The organism is Bacillus sp. DHT2 (assembly GCF_026241455.1).
GTDB lineage: Bacteria > Bacillota > Bacilli > Bacillales > Bacillaceae_G > Bacillus_A > Bacillus_A pseudomycoides.
The window spans coordinates 460,536-475,406 of record NZ_JAPHWH010000001.1; the positions used below are offsets into that span (position 1 = coordinate 460,536).

Here is a 14,871-nt window from a genome sequence, read left to right on the forward strand (position 1 = left end):
AGGGGAGGTATCACGAGTGGCGTATTACCAAAAGAAGACAATGAGAAAGTGATAGCTTTTGTTCATTCCTGATCAAAATGGGAAGATCAAGAAGAAAAATATTTTTTGCATGATGACGCCAGTATTCATAATTTTTTGTTTCAGCATGAAGTGTTGAATGGAATTATTGATCCTTCGCCGATGGTGGGGTCATTATTTTATGATTTTACATACGCATTTTGTTCCTCACCAAATAATCTAGACACAGAGACGTTATTTACGGCATTTTCGCAATTGAACGATTTGAAGGTCGAAAACTCAAGATTAATAGAAGAGGTAATTGCACAAGTATATACCCGCATTGGGGTGGGGGCTGTGCGAAAGTTCATCCGCATGATTTAAAAGATTACTTGAAGACGTGGGAATACTAGAGAAAATTACTATCTTGTTATAAATGAGGATGAAAGTTAACTTTAGGTATCACAATAAAAACACCTAGTTTTAAATGGGAATTAGGCGTTTTTATTGTGTGATTTTTTCGTGTTTATTTGAAAAAAATAGCCTTTTAAAATATCATACATTGGACTATGTGGAATCCCTCTCAATAATCCAAATCATTTCTTTACAACGCGTCATTAACATCTTAATCCTCTCCTCTCATAAGATTTAAATCGCATCATTATAGATGTGTATAATATTTGCTTCTACGATCTCGAATGTCATCCATAATCTTTTTATATTGCTGTTCTTGCACAATTTCAGCTTCAGATAATCGCATCTTTTGAATGGTAATCGTTAAAAAGAAAACATGAAATTTCATAAATGAATTCCTCCTTTCGTAAAGGAATTATAGGTGACTACAATAAGGGACTTGACGTTCTTTCACTTCATCCATAGCATTTTTAATGTGTTGATCGTGTAACATTTCGAACTCGGAAAATTTGTTTTTGTGAATTGTAATCGTTAAAAAGAAAACTTGGAATTTCATAAGGTGATTGCTCCTTTTTATATAAATTTTTAGTACATATGGTTGTAATAAGAAATTTGACGTTCTTTCACTTCATCCATCATTTTTTTGATTTGCTGTTCTTGTAAAATTTCAGTTCCAGAGACTTTACTTTTGTGAACAGTAATGGTTAAAAAGAATACTCGAAATTTCATCAGAAGATTGCTCCTTTTATAAATTAATTTTTAATACATTTGATTATAATAAGAACTCTTGCGATCTTTTACTTCGTCCGTAATCGCTTTTAATTGTTGTTTACGTAAAATCTCAGTTTCAGATAAAGATTTTTTCTGAAGAGCAAACGTAAAAAAGAAAATATGAATCGCCATAAATGAATTCCTCCTTTCGTAAAGGAATTACAGGTGACTACTGTAAGGACATTGACGCTCCTTTATGTCATTCATAGTCTTTTTAATGTGTTGATCGTGTAACATTTCAACTTCAGATAATTGCTTTCGTTGGATTGTAATACTGAAAAAAAGTACGTGAAAAGTCATTGAATATTTGCTCCTTCCGAAAAGAAATAGTGTTAGAGATTAAAAAATCGCACAAAAAAGCCACAGGAAGATATAATTCTCCTGTGACAGGCATGAAAAAGCCACAGGAAAGTATACGACCTCCTGTAGCGAATTTGCTAATTAAAGAAAATACCGAACGATTTTCAATTCTCCATTAGGGTGGTCGAATTCATATTTAATTGTAAAATAGATGCAACATGTAATTGTAATTTCATCATTTTATTCGACCTCCTTTTAGAATTTTTTTCTTACGTTAGTAAGTATATACAATTAATGGATAATTGTAAACATAAAAAATGAAAATTTTTAATTTTGATTAAAATGCGTATGTTTTGAAAGGAAGTTTTGATAAGGTATTGAACATACAAGTTATCATTTAGGACAGGTAGTAGATCGAACAAAATTATTAAAGGGAAAGAAGTTTGATTTTTGTCAAAATGGTTTGAATGAAAAGAACTTGAGGTTCAGTATAGAAAATACAACGGTTTTATAAAGAAGTATCATTCTTTAAGGTATGATACTTCTTTTTTGCGAAAAAATTATGGAAAAATATTGAATGGAAATATATTCTTGTGATATGGTTAATTACATAAGTAATGAACCTATGAACCTAAGGGGGAAGGTATGAAACAATCTCTTGAACAAAATAAGTTAATATACATACAAATTGCAGAAACCATTGAGTCGGATATTTTAAAGGGAATACTGCTTGAAGAAGAAAAGGTTCCGTCAACAAATCAATTTGCAAAATTGCTGCAAATCAATCCGGCGACAGCGGCGAAAGGAGTAAATTTGTTAGTCGATGAAGGTATTTTATATAAAAAGAGAGGGGTTGGGATGTTTGTTGCAAAGGGAGCGAAGGAAGTGGTACTAAAGAAGCGACAAAGTGCTTTTAGGAATGAATTTTTGCCTAAAGTGTGGAAGGAAGCGGAGGTACTTGAAATCTCTAAAGAAGAGCTAATCAAAATGATTCAAATGGTTACAAAGGGGGGAAAAGAATGACAATTGTAGTGAAAACTGAAGAATTGACAAAACAATATAAGAAAAAGATGGCTATAAATGGATTAACCTTTTCATTGGAAGAGCATAAAATATATGGTTTGCTTGGTAGAAATGGAGCGGGGAAAACAACGCTACTTCACCTTCTTACTGGACAAATCGTTTCAAGTAAAGGTAGTGTATCAATATTTAATGAAAATGTGTATGAAAATAGTCATGCATTACAAAATATTTGTTTTGTAAAAGTGAAAGAAGAGATTTATTCGAATTATAAAGTGAAAGAAATTTTTAAGTTATGTAACATGTTTTATAAAAATTGGGATCAGAAGTTTGCGGAGGAACTTGCAGTAAAGTTTCAAATAGATGTAAACCAAAAGTACGATAAATTATCACATGGCATGCAGACTGTTGTCGGAATCATTAAAGGATTAGCAAGTAGGGCACCTATTACCATTTTTGATGAGCCGACTACCGGTTTGGATGCAGCGCACCGAGAATTATTTTACAGTATGTTGTTAGAAGACTATGGCAATCATCCCCGAACAATTATTTTATCAACGCATTTAGTAGAAGAGGTAGCGCATGTTGTAGAAGATGTGCTGATTTTGAAAGAAGGAGAAGTAGTTGTTCAATCAGCAGTTGAAGATTTATTACAGCAAGGCCATTACATATCAGGGCGAAAAGATAAAGTGGATGAATTTATGATAAATAAAAATGTTGTATACCGAGAATTGTTTGGAAATAAAAGGATTGGTGTTATATGGGGAGAGCTTTCTAAAGAAGACTATAAATATCTTGAAAGTGAAGAGTTAGAAATTGAGGGAGTGTCGCTTCAGAAATTATTTATTTATATAACGGATGGTGACGTAAAGTGAAGATGCTAATGAATCAGTTGAAATTACACATTAATTATCATTATAAAGCTATTTTAATATTTTGGATTGTAGCGTTAATCATAAAAGGTTCAACGAGTTTAATAGATATAAAAGATATACGAGTTGGCTTTTTACAAGATGTTTTCAACAATCCTTCTATTGCCATTATATTTTTTATTGTAGTGAGCACTTTCTTTATACAGCTAGATGTATTTCGCTTAGCTGTTTCGTTTGGGACAACAAGGTTACAGTTTTTCATTGGATCAGTTTGTTATATTGCTTTACAATCAGCGCTTTTTTCACTGTTTCAAATGGTTTTCTTACAGGACTTATTTTATCGTGTGGAAAGTGCTAGTTTGATAGGAGGTTCAATTGAGCAGTTTTTTGTACAGTTTTTACTTTATGTTACTATAGCGAGTCTTTTTCAAGGAATTGTTATTTTTCAGCAGAGATTTAACTGGATTGGATGTGGAGTTGGTTCAATCTTTTTTATAGGCTTAACAAGCGTATGTTATGACAGTGGACTAAAATTGACCCTTACAAAAACTGAAGTTTTGATGAATATACCTTCGTTCATAATCATTTCCAGTGGGCTAATTGTGTTTTACTTTGTGATTAGTGGCATATGTATTCGGAAAATTTCTTTAGAACAAACGGTTTAATAAATTGTATAGTAGTGTTAGATAAAATATTTTAGGAGAGAAGGCAAACATATGGGAGATACATCTTCGTTAATAACGATGTTTTTATGTATTGCATTATTGATTTTATGGCGGCGTTATCGCTCTATGCATAGACCGATAAAGGGAAATGGTAAGCGAATTTTATTACCATTGCTTTTTTTATCACCAGGAATTTTAATGTTTTTTGGTCCTATTCATCCGGCTGCAGTATACATTGGCTTTGCGATGTTATTTGGAATTCTTTTCGCGATTCCACTTATTATACTTACAAATTATGAGAGAAGAGAAGATGGGAATGTCTATACGAAGAAAAGTGTAGCTTTTCTCATTACTTTTATTGGGATTGTAATTTTAAGGTACGTTTCTAGGCAATATATAATTGATTTGGATCAGCAAATGATAGGGTTATTGTTTTATGTTGTTGCGATTTCTTATATAGTTCCATGGAGAATTGCTTGTTATATGAAGTTTAGAAAAGTTTTTCGTGCAGTTTCATAGAGCTGAGTTTTTTGTTTCGTTGGAGGGAGGGTGGAGAGTGCGTACTATTTTACTTTTTCTAGGTGAGGCGCAAATAGATGAAATTGAAGCAATTAGAAAAAAGCATGATCCTTTATTTGGATTCATTCAACCACATATTACACTTGTGTTTCCTTTTGAAAGTGCACTTTCTAATGATGAACTAAGAGCGCATATAGCCCGGAAATTGCAAGGGATTCATCCAATAGAAATTGAGCTTATTGATCGAATAAGTCATGAAGGTGAGTACTTGTTCTTACATGTTGAAAAGGGAAGGGAACAGGTAAGGGAGTTACATGATGAGTTATACAAAGGGCCTTTGACGGAATTTTTGCGAAGTGATATACCTTATATACCACACGTTACAGTTGGACGAAAAGAAAATGAACAACGGGCAATAAAAATCGCAGAGAAGATGCTGAAATTAAGCACGCGATTGCAATGTATAATTGAAAAAGTAAGTGTTGAACGTATTGGAGAAGACGGAGAATCAATAATAGAATTTGAAGTGGAACTTCCAAAATAAAAAGGAGATACAAATTTGTATCTCCTTTTTATTGATTTTTCATATATATGTGTTAAAATGGAAAAACGCTCATCGTTTATTTTTGCGAAAACTCAATAATTACCCAATTTAATTATAACAAATTAATTGCTTGTTTGTCAAACTTTTTATTGAATTTGTTATAGCATCAAACAATGAGCATCAGAACGATTAGTTGATAAGGAGTGGCAATATGGGGAAAACAGGTCAAGAGTGGAAACAGGAACAACATCGTGTGAAAGAAGTAGTTGGAAAGATTGAAAAACATATTGATACATTAGAGCAATATACAAGTGCAGCAACAAAAGATGTTGTCCAGATTCGAAAACATTTTTGGGACGATGTAACTGTGAATGTTGATAATACAGAAGAGGCTATCGAAACGGCAGCAAGTATCAAACAACAAGCAGAGTTATTATCTGAACGAGAGCAAAGTCACCGCCATGCTTACAATCAACTAAAAGGATTACAAAGATTACAGCAATCACCATACTTTGGAAGGGTAGATTTTTTAGAAGACGGTGAAAAAAGTGAGGATGCTATTTATCTTGGTATTCACTCATTCTACGATGAACAGACAGAACAATTTCTTGTGTATGACTGGCGAGCCCCTATATCAAGTTTGTATTATGACTATTCTGTAGGAAGAGCTAAATACGAAGCACCTAATGATACGATTTCGGGTGAGATGACATTAAAAAGGCAATATGTTATACGGAATGGTCGAATTGTAAGTATGTTTGATACAGGAGTGACGATTGGCGATAAATTGTTACAAGAAGTATTAGGAAATAACGCCAATACACAAATGAAAAGCATCGTTTCAACAATTCAAAAGGAACAAAACCAAATTATCCGGAATGAAAAGAGTCGTTTACTTGTTGTTCAAGGAGCTGCAGGAAGCGGTAAAACATCGGCAGCTCTTCAGCGCGTTGCATATTTATTATATCGTTATCGAGAGACATTACACGCCGATCAAATCGTTCTCTTTTCTCCAAACTCGATGTTTAATAGCTATGTATCTACAGTATTGCCGGAACTTGGTGAAGACAATATGAAGCAAACGACATTCCAAGAATACTTAGAGCGTCATATTGATAAGAAATTTGAATTAGAAGATCCATTTACACAAATGGAATATGTACTGACAAGAATGGAAGAAAAGAGTTATAAAACACGATTAGAAGGGATTAGATATAAAGCAAGTTCTGATTTTATTGAAGTAGTAGATCAGTATGTATCTTATTTAAAACGAGAAGGTATGTTATTTAAAGATATAAAATTTAGAGGGGAAGTATTAATCTCTAAAGAACAAATAAAAGAACAATTTTATAAATTTGATCCTTCAATACGGATTCCGAATCGAATAAAGTTAATTTCTGAGTGGTTGTTAAAGGAGCTGAAGGAGCAAGAAAAAATAGAGAGAAAAAAACTTTGGGTGGAAGAAGAAGTACAGTTATTAGATAAAGAAACATACGCAAAAGTTCATCGGAAATTACAGAAAAGACAAGAATATTCCGATGGTACGTTTGATGATTTTGAACGTGAACAAAATATGTTAGCAGCTATTGTTGTGAAAAAATATTTTAAACCGCTCCGAAGACGTGTGAAAAAATTACAATTTATTCATACATCAGCACTCTATATACAGTTATTTAAAGATCCCGAGTTTGCTAAGCAACTTGTAGAAGAATATAAATTACCACAAAAATGGGATGAAATATGCGGAGAAACAATAGAAAAAATGCAAGGTTTTTATATGGCGTATGAAGATGCAACGCCTTATTTATACATGAAAGACCAACTAGAAGAATTACAAAAAAATACATCTGTGCAGCACATATTTATTGATGAAGCGCAGGATTATTCTGCATTTCAATATGCATTTTTAAAACGAATATTCCCTCATACAAAAATGACGATACTAGGCGATTTTAATCAGACCATTTATGAACATGCGTCAGAGAATGAATTTTCACAGTTAAGTACCTTGTATGGGGAAGAACTAAGTGAAAAAATTGTTCTTACACGTAGTTATCGCTCTACAAAGCAAATTATTGAATTTACGAAGCAGTTAATTGACGGTGATGAAATTGAACCGTTTCAGCGTGAAGGAAAACAACCGATTATAACAGAAGTGAAAGAAGGAGAAGCTCATCATAAAAAGATTGTGGACCAAATCGAACACTTGAAGCAAAGTGGTCACAGAACAATCGCGGTTATTTGTAAAACAGCGGAAGAAAGCGAAGAAGCGTACTATGCCCTACAAACATCATTACCAGTTCGCCTCATTAAGAAAGAAACGAGTTCGTTTGATGAAGGTATTTTGATTATCCCATCGTATTTATCGAAAGGGGTAGAGTTTGATGCGGTCATTATCTACGATGCATCAGAGGAAAAATACAGCCGAGAAAGTGAACGTAAGTTATTTTATACCGCTTGTACGCGTGCGATGCATGAGTTATATATTTATTCTGTAGGGGAGATGAATGAATTTTTACAGTCTGTTTCTCCAAAAACGTATTGTTACAAGAAAATATAGAAGCGGAATAAAAGAGGTTGTTACATGTTAATGTACCTAAGTTTTCCTTAAAGGGGCGGATTACATGGAATTAATAAATATTAATGGGGATACTTATAAAATGGAATGTATACCTTTTGAAGACAAGAGTGAACAGGATGAAGAGGGATATTATGAATATTATTATAAGGGAATATATATATCGTTTCATTCAGACAAAGATATAATAAAAGCTAAAATTTATGATGGGGAAAAAACAATCTCGTTTTTGAAAAACCCTATTCCTTATTTTGGTGAAGGGTTTGAAGCGATGAGAGGATATGTAGCGCAAGCGTTTGGTGTAAATCGTTTTCAATATCTTGGTGGAGAAAAAGGATATGTAGAGCTATAGTTCAAATAAAAAAGCTGGTCTAAAAACCAGCTTTTTTATTATGTGAAATTTTGACTCATGTTTTCTCTTTCACAGAGGCTCTTTTCTTTGTAATATATTTATTTTACCGCACTCAATAAAGCACCAATAGCCCCGCTAAAACCGTGATCTTCTAAGAAGATAGGTTTTTTATTTTGATACAAAGTATAACTACCTATAATTTCTTGTAGATGTGTATTATTTGATAGTGTAGATCCAATATAAACGATATGATCAATATCTTTTGCTTCTGCAAATTGAAGGCTTAATGCAGTAACTACTTCACCAACAAGACCTTGAAGGGTAGCGAGTAAATCGGGGTTGTTATAATCCGCTTCACTCATAGCAGCTTTTCCGAAATTACTAGCTGTTAAATTACTATCAATAGGAGATAGAATCTCGCTATAAATATCTCCAACTGTTATATCGAGATTCTGTCTAGATCCTAGTTTTGTATGTTGAATGACTTCTTCAAAACAATCTATGTTTGTTAACAGCTTTGATAACCCCGTGATTGTCCCTCCGCCAATGCCAGTTCCACCAGCACGGATATATTTTTTGTTATGGACATAGTGAATGGACGTTCCTGTACCGATATTTGTTAAAACAAAGTTATTGATAAAGTGTTTTTCTTTATTAATGAGGTAATGAACGCCTGCAAGTGTGGCATCGAATTCTGCAACATACTCTATAGTGTATTTTTCTAAAAATAATGTTTGTAACTGTTCGGCTTTACCACCAGTTATAGATAATCTATTAATATGTGTATGATTATGTAACCAATCTTTAATTTTGTTTTGTTCATAGGAGTAAAATTTTTTAAAATGCAATGTATTGTTTTCATTAAAATAAGCAATTTTCGTTAATGTTCCACCAGCATCAATACCGACAGCGCTCTTCATTCTTGTACTCCTTGTCATTGTATAGTTATAATAAAACCTTTATTTTGTGATATAAACTAGTAATTTTTCGATTGTAACAATCGTTTTTCCGTTTACAGAAGCAATTCCTTTCCCCAGAACAAATCCTCGTTTATTCCGCAGAACTTCATATTGTAAATCTAGCTTGTCACCAGGTATAGCAGTGCCATTAAATGTTACACCGTCTAATGAGGAGAGGAATCCTAATCCGGTAGACTCACTTGTTCCTACAAATGCTCCAAGCTGTGCAAGGGCCTCTACAATTAGCATGTGTGGCATGCTGTTTTGATTCGGATTTATAAACCATTCGTTACTTGTGATTAATTTATATCCTTTTACGGATTTTTCATTTTCAATTTCTGTGATTCTATCAATCATTAAAAATGGGTAGCGATGAGGAAGTGTATCGTTAATATTTTTGATATTCATAAAGGTCTCCGATCTTTACTCCTTAAATGGGAAAATAATAGCCCCTGCTAAAAATAAGCAGGGGATTTGTAATTAATTATTGACTAATGCATCTGCTTTTTCGGGAGAGAAAATACCGCTATTTTCAATATTTTCAACAACTTGTTGTAACACTTCTTTATTTTGGACAAGTGCGATACGAACGAATCCTTCACCATGTGGTCCAAAAGCATGACCAGGGGTTACAACAACATGCGCACGATCCATTAGTGCATAGGTAAAGTCTAATGAGGTCCAGCCTTTTGGGATTTCAGCCCAAACAAACATACTACCAGCTGGTCTATCAACATGCCATCCGAAAGAAGCAAATCCATCAACTAAAGTATCTCTACGTTCTTGGTAGATAATCCGATTTTTGGCGCAGAAATCGGCCCCTTTACGTAAGGCAACTGATGCGGCCTTTTGAATTGGCAAGAACACGCCGTAGTCTGTGTTTGATTTAAATTGCGCTAGTGCACCTACAATTTCTTCATTTCCAATCATATAACCAATACGGCTACCAGCTAAGCTATAGCTTTTGGATAGGGAATTAATTTCAACACCAACTTCTTTGGCGCCAGGAACAGATAAGAAACTGATTGGTTTCTTTCCATCGTAATAAAATTCTGCATAGGCGAAATCATGTACCACAATGATATTGTGCTGTTTTGCGAATGCAATGACCTCTTTGAAGAAATCTTCATGAGCCATTGCCGGAACTGGATTTCCAGGGAAGTTTAATATCATCATTTTTGCTTGTTTAGCAATTTCCTCAGGAACGTCTTGTAAATTAGGTAAAAAATCATTTTCCTTCTTTAAAGGCATGAAGTAAGGCTTTGCACCTGCCATTTGAATACCCGTCTCATATGCTGTATATCCAGGATCAGGTACTAAAATAAGATCACCTGGATTTGCAAAAATCATAGGCAAGTGAACGAGTCCATCTTGGGAACCCATTAATAATAAAACTTCATTGTTTGGATCTAATTTAACATTGTGATTGTTATCGTAATATTCAGTTACTGACTCATGAAATTCTTGAATACCTGTTAAAGTATAACCGTAACTTTCTTTTTCATTTGCTGTATGTACCATAGCTTCTCTTACAATATCAGCAGGAGGCATATCTGGATTGCCGATACTCAAATCAATCATTTTGTGACCTGCTGCAATTTTTTCCTTTTTATAAGCTGCTAATTCACTGAATATAGAAGATTGAAATGCTTTCATTCTAGCTGCTAACGTATAAGTCATCAAAACCCCTCCTAAAAAACTGTGCTTTCATTTTCTGAATTTTATATTCTTTTATTATTCTGAAAACACATAATTATATTTTATCACTTTTGAGTCAGAATTCAAAACGCAGTTGTGTAAAAAGAAAAAGAAGGGAAGGCTAAAGAGTATGAATACTACCACATAATGAAGAGGTGTTAAAGGTGAAACAAATTCCAATTGGTGTATCAAATCGGCATGTCCATCTGACAAGCGAAGATTTAGAAAAACTTTTTGGGGAAGGATATGAGCTCCTGGTTGCAAAAGAACTTTCACAACCAGGAGAGTTTGCAGCGAAAGAAACAGTAACGATTAAGACTGAAAAGGCGGAAATCCCAAAAGTCCGTATCCTTGGTCCTATTCGAAAGTTTACACAGGTTGAAATTTCAAAAACAGATGCACGTAAATTAGGAGTGGATGCTCCGATTCGAGCATCAGGCAATATTGATGGAACACCAGGGATTACTCTTATTGGTCCAAAGGGTTCTTTAAAAATTGAAAAAGGTGTAATCATCGCTGAGCGCCATATCCATATGACACCTCAAGATGCTGAAAAATTTCAAGTGAAAGATGGACAATATGCAAGTGTGAAAGTAGAAGGAAACAGAGGATTGATTTTTAATCAAGTGTTAATTCGTGTAAAAGATACATACGCCTTAGATATGCATATTGATACAGATGAAGCAAATAGTGGGAATATAACAACAGGAGACTTAGGTCATCTCTTACAATAAGAGAAAAATCCATCTCAATTTGGAGATGGATTTTACATGTTCGATACTTGGGAAATGTTTTTACTTGCCTGCTTGTGCTTTGATAACGACATGAAAATAATTAATAATGAAATAGCGCCAAAAATAAGAACCATATATCGTAACCCAATTGTGTCTAAGAAGAATCCAGTTCCAAGTAAGACAATTTGGAACATTACCCTTTCAAACATATTACGGAATGAGAAAAGACGTCCATGATAACTTTTTTCAACTTTTGTTTGGAAAATTGTTGACATGATAGGGAAGAAACAGCCAACGCTAAATCCAAATAGACCAAATGATACAAGTGCCATCCATTTCACATCACTAAAGAACAATGAGAGATGCGCAAAAGCAGTACAGAAGGCGAAGAAATAAAGTAATTTATCAGGTGGGAAATGATCAGATAAACGCTTAATTACGAAAGCTCCTAACATAAAAGCCACACCTTCAATGGTATAAATAAACCCTTTAATTGTCGGATCATGTTGCATTTCGCTAATGTTAATAACCATTAAATTGAAACCAGCGATGAATAAAAGGGGAATAATACTTAAAATAAGTGCCCGAAATGCAACTGGGATTCCTCTTAAAATCCGAAATACTTCCATAAAGCTATTATCTTTTGCTGCTTTTTTACTTGATGTATTTGATTTTTGATCTTCAAATTGTAGGAAAAAGGTCGAAAGGAATAATAAAGCGTATGCTGCCATTGAGAACGCGTACATGTACTGTAAACTCATAACGACAAGAAGAACACCACCTAGTGAGGTTCCAGCAATACGAGCGATTGTTCCGATATTCATATGGACACCATTCATCTGTAATAGTTCATGTTCACGAACAATAAGCGGAATAACAGACTGCAATGCAGGGAAATAAAAAGCCGCTGAAATTTGAAGGGCAATCATAAAGGCAATCATAAAGGCGATACTTTCATATTGAATAGCGAAGAACATAAAAATAACACTGATAACACGGCCGAAACCAGCATAAAGAAGGACTTTCTTTTTTTCGTATTGATCGATAACACGACCAGCCATCGGACCAACAAGAACACCGGCTAATAATCCAATAAATAAAATAACCGACTTCATAAAATCAGAAGGTACATACTTCTGCATAAATTCTAGATTGCCAAGAATCCCAAGCCACAAACCAAGCCCAGCGATAAACTCACCGATTAGAACAATCCAGACATTTTTATTACGCCACATAACAAAACCTCTCAGTCTTATAAAATAGGAAAAATCGTATATAAATCCTCCTCTTCATTCATACATTTGAATCATTATTTTTTAGAGTCAGAGTCTATATTACGTGTTTGATAATGAAAGTTCAATCTTTTTGATTTGGATAAAACGTTGCTTTTATAGAGCTAAAAAATCAAATTTACATATTAGAAAATAAATTGGAATAAATTTAAAATGTACGAGGGAGGGATACTTATGATTCAACAATTTTTCAAAAAATTGTTCGACCAGTTTTTAGAGAAGCAGGAAGAGGAAATAATAGCAAAGCTTTGTTTTTGGATTGTCTATTATTACATATCAGTCCCAAAATATATGGTGAATTCTAGTGGTATTTTAGTACATATGAATCAAACGCATGAAGGCTATACGTATGATACAATTGGAGATTTTTTACGCGAGTATAGTGGGAAAACAAGAGGAGCGTTCTATTTTGAAAGTAGAATATACTATATTAAATTTGAGGAAATGATTAGGGAGAAGTGTCGTGAAATGATTTATGCTTATTACTTTCCACGCTTTATTGATGGACATTCGTTATTATGTAAAGAGTTATTAAGAGAAATAGGTGTAGGTAAAACAGAAATTGAATGCGGAAGTTTCTATACGTTGATTTTTAATTATTGTACAGAAACAAAGGATTGGGTTGATGAATACGAAGAGAATGTGTTAAAAGAACTATTTGTATTGTCACTTCCCTTCATTGTACAAGCATATGGTATAAATGTATGTAAATATATAAAACAAGAAGAAAATCGGAAGGAAATAGAGTGCTTAGTTCATTGAATAAAGAGGATATTTATATATTCTTGCTGAAAAAGAATATGTAAATATATGTAGAAAGAAGATGGTTGAAATGAGTAACGAAGAACTTGTGAAAACACAATTTGGTAGTAATGCTGAAAAGTATGTGAATAGTCAAATTCATGCAAAAGGACCAGATTTACAGTATGTCGTTCAACAAGTAAAAAATCGTAAAAATATTCGTCTTCTTGATATCGCTACAGGTGGCGGTCATGTTGCTAATTTATTAGCCCCGATATTTAAAGAGGTTGTTGCGCTCGATTTAACAGAAAAAATGTTAGAAAAAGCGAAAGCATTTATCCAGACAAACGGACATGAAAATGTATCATTTGTAGTAGGAAATGCAGAGGATTTACCCTTTTCTAATCAATCGTTTGATACGATTATTTGTCGCATTGCAGCGCATCATTTTTCAAACCCTTCTCAATTTATTTTTGAAGTACATCGAAAGTTAGAAGAGAACGGATTATTTATATTAATTGATAATGTCTCCCCAGAAAACCTAGAATATGATACATTTTATAATTTTATTGAGAAAAAGCGAGATCCAAGTCACAGGAGAGCGCTTAGAAAAACAGAGTGGATTTCATTATTAGAAAAGCAAGGTTTACAAATGCAATCATGTTTCACATTTGAAAAACAATTTAATTTTGATTGGTGGTGTAACATGATGGATGTCCCATCGCCAACACGCTCCAAGTTAACGGATTGTATGATGAAAGCGTCAAATGAAATGAAGGAGTTCTTCAACATACAATTTAACAATAATAAAGTAGAATCATTTTATACGGAGATGGCACTGTTTGTATGTCATAAAAGTTCAACGCTAAAAAGATAATTTTCTTGCAGTCTTTTCTCAGTACGCTATACTTAGTACAGAGAAATAGAGAATTGAGGAGTAATAACAATGATTCGTGTACGCGTTGAGGGAACGGAAAAAGAGATTGTTGAATTTTTGGAGAAAATGCCTGAAATTCCTGGGTTTGAAAAGACACATGTTAGAGAGCCGAAAAAAGGAAACAATCCTAAATATGATACAAGTAAGAATGTATTAGCATATTTGTCGTATAAAAAGATGGAAAATGCTGTTCACAAATAATAAAGTCCTTTAAAAACAATAAAATTGTTTAATGATAGAGAGCCGAAACGACACAAAATACAGTGTCGTTTTTTCTATTCATGTATAATAGAAATGTAAAAAGTTATTTAATTAATAGGGGAGAATTTTTTAATGAAAAAGTATTTTGAATATTTCGTTCCTTCCTATATAAGCTATACATCTATATGAAAAAATAATTTAATAAATTGATTTTTATTTAGAAATACATAAGTTGAATCAGCACACAGAAGATCTGTTTTGTGTGCCTATTTATTGT

The 14,871-nt window shown here is 33.4% G+C and carries 21 protein-coding genes; 12 read left to right on the top strand and 9 right to left on the bottom strand.

Annotated elements, in window-relative coordinates; all coding sequences use genetic code 11:
* The first annotated feature begins 135 nt into the window (after nt 1–135).
* On the top strand, nt 136–381 hold the full coding sequence (locus tag ORL93_RS02550) for a hypothetical protein (protein ID WP_265958575.1): 246 nt from the start codon (nt 136–138) through the stop codon (nt 379–381).
* 277 nt (nt 382–658) lie between these two features.
* Here ORL93_RS02550 and ORL93_RS02555 read toward each other — a convergent pair whose 3' ends face one another.
* Genes ORL93_RS02555 through ORL93_RS02575 form a run of 5 tightly spaced genes read right to left on the bottom strand, consistent with a single transcriptional unit; the run spans nt 659 to nt 1,482 of the window.
* A complete protein-coding gene (locus tag ORL93_RS02555; protein WP_016115193.1) occupies nt 659–799 on the bottom strand; it encodes a YrzI family small protein in 141 nt (46 codons plus the stop codon).
* A gap of 27 nt (nt 800–826) precedes the next feature.
* Entirely contained in the window at nt 827–967 is a 141-nt protein-coding gene (locus tag ORL93_RS02560; RefSeq protein WP_003198148.1) for a YrzI family small protein, read from the bottom strand.
* A 29-nt stretch (nt 968–996) separates the two neighbouring features.
* Complete coding sequence (locus tag ORL93_RS02565) at nt 997–1,140, bottom strand: YrzI family small protein (protein ID WP_265958576.1); 144 nt, start codon at nt 1,138–1,140, stop codon at nt 997–999.
* 30 nt (nt 1,141–1,170) lie between these two features.
* The gene (locus ORL93_RS02570) at nt 1,171–1,314 is read right to left on the bottom strand and encodes a YrzI family small protein (RefSeq protein WP_265958577.1); all 144 of its coding nucleotides are present in this window, start codon (nt 1,312–1,314) and stop codon (nt 1,171–1,173) included.
* Nucleotides 1,315–1,341: 27 nt separating this feature from the next.
* Nucleotides 1,342–1,482, bottom strand: coding sequence for a YrzI family small protein (locus ORL93_RS02575; RefSeq protein WP_098160240.1), 141 nt, complete (start codon nt 1,480–1,482; stop codon nt 1,342–1,344).
* A 645-nt stretch (nt 1,483–2,127) separates the two neighbouring features.
* Between ORL93_RS02575 and ORL93_RS02580 the strand changes: the two genes are divergently transcribed.
* From ORL93_RS02580 to ORL93_RS02610, 7 genes are all read left to right on the top strand, one after another.
* Nucleotides 2,128–2,505, top strand: coding sequence for a GntR family transcriptional regulator (locus tag ORL93_RS02580; RefSeq protein WP_265958578.1), 378 nt, complete (start codon nt 2,128–2,130; stop codon nt 2,503–2,505).
* Nucleotides 2,502–3,377, top strand: coding sequence for an ABC transporter ATP-binding protein (locus ORL93_RS02585; protein WP_018780683.1), 876 nt, complete (start codon nt 2,502–2,504; stop codon nt 3,375–3,377). The genes ORL93_RS02580 and ORL93_RS02585 overlap by 4 nt, the downstream gene beginning before the upstream one ends.
* 2 nt (nt 3,378–3,379) lie before the next feature.
* The gene (locus ORL93_RS02590) at nt 3,380–4,039 is read left to right on the top strand and encodes a DUF4052 family protein (RefSeq protein ID WP_033794338.1); all 660 of its coding nucleotides are present in this window, start codon (nt 3,380–3,382) and stop codon (nt 4,037–4,039) included.
* 51 nt (nt 4,040–4,090) lie between these two features.
* Nucleotides 4,091–4,558, top strand: a complete 468-nt coding sequence (locus ORL93_RS02595; protein ID WP_098017709.1) for a CcdC family protein — start codon at nt 4,091–4,093, stop codon at nt 4,556–4,558.
* A 37-nt stretch (nt 4,559–4,595) separates the two neighbouring features.
* Nucleotides 4,596–5,102 (top strand): 2'-5' RNA ligase family protein, encoded by a 507-nt coding sequence (locus ORL93_RS02600; protein ID WP_265958579.1) that lies wholly within the window; start codon nt 4,596–4,598, stop codon nt 5,100–5,102.
* A gap of 211 nt (nt 5,103–5,313) precedes the next feature.
* Nucleotides 5,314–7,662 carry an RNA polymerase recycling motor HelD gene (gene helD / locus ORL93_RS02605; RefSeq protein ID WP_097794928.1) on the top strand — a complete coding sequence of 783 codons (2,349 nt, stop codon included), beginning with the start codon at nt 5,314–5,316 and terminating at the stop codon, nt 7,660–7,662.
* A gap of 64 nt (nt 7,663–7,726) precedes the next feature.
* Nucleotides 7,727–8,032: a hypothetical protein gene (locus ORL93_RS02610; RefSeq protein WP_018780678.1), complete on the top strand. Its 306-nt coding sequence runs from the start codon at nt 7,727–7,729 to the stop codon at nt 8,030–8,032.
* 98 nt (nt 8,033–8,130) lie between these two features.
* On the opposite strand, the gene coaW is transcribed toward ORL93_RS02610, so the two are convergent.
* The 3 genes from coaW to ORL93_RS02625 all read right to left on the bottom strand — a co-directional run bounded on the left by coaW (nt 8,131) and on the right by ORL93_RS02625 (nt 10,671).
* Nucleotides 8,131–8,952: a type II pantothenate kinase gene (gene coaW, locus ORL93_RS02615; RefSeq protein ID WP_265958581.1), complete on the bottom strand. Its 822-nt coding sequence runs from the start codon at nt 8,950–8,952 to the stop codon at nt 8,131–8,133.
* A gap of 39 nt (nt 8,953–8,991) precedes the next feature.
* Nucleotides 8,992–9,399 carry a 3-hydroxyacyl-ACP dehydratase FabZ family protein gene (locus ORL93_RS02620; RefSeq protein WP_003207393.1) on the bottom strand — a complete coding sequence of 136 codons (408 nt, stop codon included), beginning with the start codon at nt 9,397–9,399 and terminating at the stop codon, nt 8,992–8,994.
* 72 nt (nt 9,400–9,471) lie between these two features.
* Complete coding sequence (locus ORL93_RS02625) at nt 9,472–10,671, bottom strand: LL-diaminopimelate aminotransferase (RefSeq protein ID WP_097794926.1); 1,200 nt, start codon at nt 10,669–10,671, stop codon at nt 9,472–9,474.
* 182 nt (nt 10,672–10,853) lie between these two features.
* On the opposite strand from ORL93_RS02625, the gene pduL reads away from it, so the two are divergent.
* On the top strand, nt 10,854–11,423 hold the full coding sequence (pduL, locus tag ORL93_RS02630) for a phosphate propanoyltransferase (protein WP_018780675.1): 570 nt from the start codon (nt 10,854–10,856) through the stop codon (nt 11,421–11,423).
* A 32-nt stretch (nt 11,424–11,455) separates the two neighbouring features.
* Here the strand turns inward: pduL and ORL93_RS02635 are convergent, their stop codons facing one another.
* A complete protein-coding gene (locus tag ORL93_RS02635; protein WP_265958582.1) occupies nt 11,456–12,658 on the bottom strand; it encodes an MFS transporter in 1,203 nt (400 codons plus the stop codon).
* A 231-nt stretch (nt 12,659–12,889) separates the two neighbouring features.
* Here ORL93_RS02635 and ORL93_RS02640 point away from each other — a divergent pair, with 231 nt between their 5' ends.
* The 3 genes from ORL93_RS02640 (at nt 12,890) to ORL93_RS02650 (ending at nt 14,594) form a co-directional block, all read left to right on the top strand.
* A complete protein-coding gene (locus ORL93_RS02640) occupies nt 12,890–13,477 on the top strand; it encodes a hypothetical protein (protein WP_006095101.1) in 588 nt (195 codons plus the stop codon).
* A 70-nt stretch (nt 13,478–13,547) separates the two neighbouring features.
* Nucleotides 13,548–14,333: a class I SAM-dependent methyltransferase gene (locus tag ORL93_RS02645; protein WP_033671902.1), complete on the top strand. Its 786-nt coding sequence runs from the start codon at nt 13,548–13,550 to the stop codon at nt 14,331–14,333.
* Between the two features lie 69 nt (nt 14,334–14,402).
* On the top strand, nt 14,403–14,594 hold the full coding sequence (locus ORL93_RS02650) for a YvzF family protein (RefSeq protein ID WP_003198184.1): 192 nt from the start codon (nt 14,403–14,405) through the stop codon (nt 14,592–14,594).
* Nucleotides 14,595–14,871 lie beyond the last annotated feature (277 nt).

What these genes read in the sequence shown, in the direction of transcription:
- helD (WP_097794928.1), top strand. Translation starts at nt 5,314, where the DNA reads ATGGGGAAAACAGGTCAAGAGTGGAAACAGGAACAACATCGTGTGAAA.
- ORL93_RS02635 (WP_265958582.1), bottom strand. Translation starts at nt 12,658, where the DNA reads ATGTGGCGTAATAAAAATGTCTGGATTGTTCTAATCGGTGAGTTTATC.
- ORL93_RS02585 (WP_018780683.1), top strand. Translation starts at nt 2,502, where the DNA reads ATGACAATTGTAGTGAAAACTGAAGAATTGACAAAACAATATAAGAAA.
- ORL93_RS02640 (WP_006095101.1), top strand. Translation starts at nt 12,890, where the DNA reads ATGATTCAACAATTTTTCAAAAAATTGTTCGACCAGTTTTTAGAGAAG.
- coaW (WP_265958581.1), bottom strand. Translation starts at nt 8,952, where the DNA reads ATGAAGAGCGCTGTCGGTATTGATGCTGGTGGAACATTAACGAAAATT.
- ORL93_RS02645 (WP_033671902.1), top strand. Translation starts at nt 13,548, where the DNA reads ATGAGTAACGAAGAACTTGTGAAAACACAATTTGGTAGTAATGCTGAA.
- ORL93_RS02575 (WP_098160240.1), bottom strand. Translation starts at nt 1,482, where the DNA reads ATGACTTTTCACGTACTTTTTTTCAGTATTACAATCCAACGAAAGCAA.
- ORL93_RS02610 (WP_018780678.1), top strand. Translation starts at nt 7,727, where the DNA reads ATGGAATTAATAAATATTAATGGGGATACTTATAAAATGGAATGTATA.
- ORL93_RS02560 (WP_003198148.1), bottom strand. Translation starts at nt 967, where the DNA reads ATGAAATTCCAAGTTTTCTTTTTAACGATTACAATTCACAAAAACAAA.
- ORL93_RS02625 (WP_097794926.1), bottom strand. Translation starts at nt 10,671, where the DNA reads ATGACTTATACGTTAGCAGCTAGAATGAAAGCATTTCAATCTTCTATA.
- ORL93_RS02580 (WP_265958578.1), top strand. Translation starts at nt 2,128, where the DNA reads ATGAAACAATCTCTTGAACAAAATAAGTTAATATACATACAAATTGCA.
- ORL93_RS02595 (WP_098017709.1), top strand. Translation starts at nt 4,091, where the DNA reads ATGGGAGATACATCTTCGTTAATAACGATGTTTTTATGTATTGCATTA.
- ORL93_RS02565 (WP_265958576.1), bottom strand. Translation starts at nt 1,140, where the DNA reads ATGAAATTTCGAGTATTCTTTTTAACCATTACTGTTCACAAAAGTAAA.
- ORL93_RS02590 (WP_033794338.1), top strand. Translation starts at nt 3,380, where the DNA reads ATGCTAATGAATCAGTTGAAATTACACATTAATTATCATTATAAAGCT.
- ORL93_RS02570 (WP_265958577.1), bottom strand. Translation starts at nt 1,314, where the DNA reads ATGGCGATTCATATTTTCTTTTTTACGTTTGCTCTTCAGAAAAAATCT.
- ORL93_RS02650 (WP_003198184.1), top strand. Translation starts at nt 14,403, where the DNA reads ATGATTCGTGTACGCGTTGAGGGAACGGAAAAAGAGATTGTTGAATTT.
- ORL93_RS02620 (WP_003207393.1), bottom strand. Translation starts at nt 9,399, where the DNA reads ATGAATATCAAAAATATTAACGATACACTTCCTCATCGCTACCCATTT.
- ORL93_RS02555 (WP_016115193.1), bottom strand. Translation starts at nt 799, where the DNA reads ATGAAATTTCATGTTTTCTTTTTAACGATTACCATTCAAAAGATGCGA.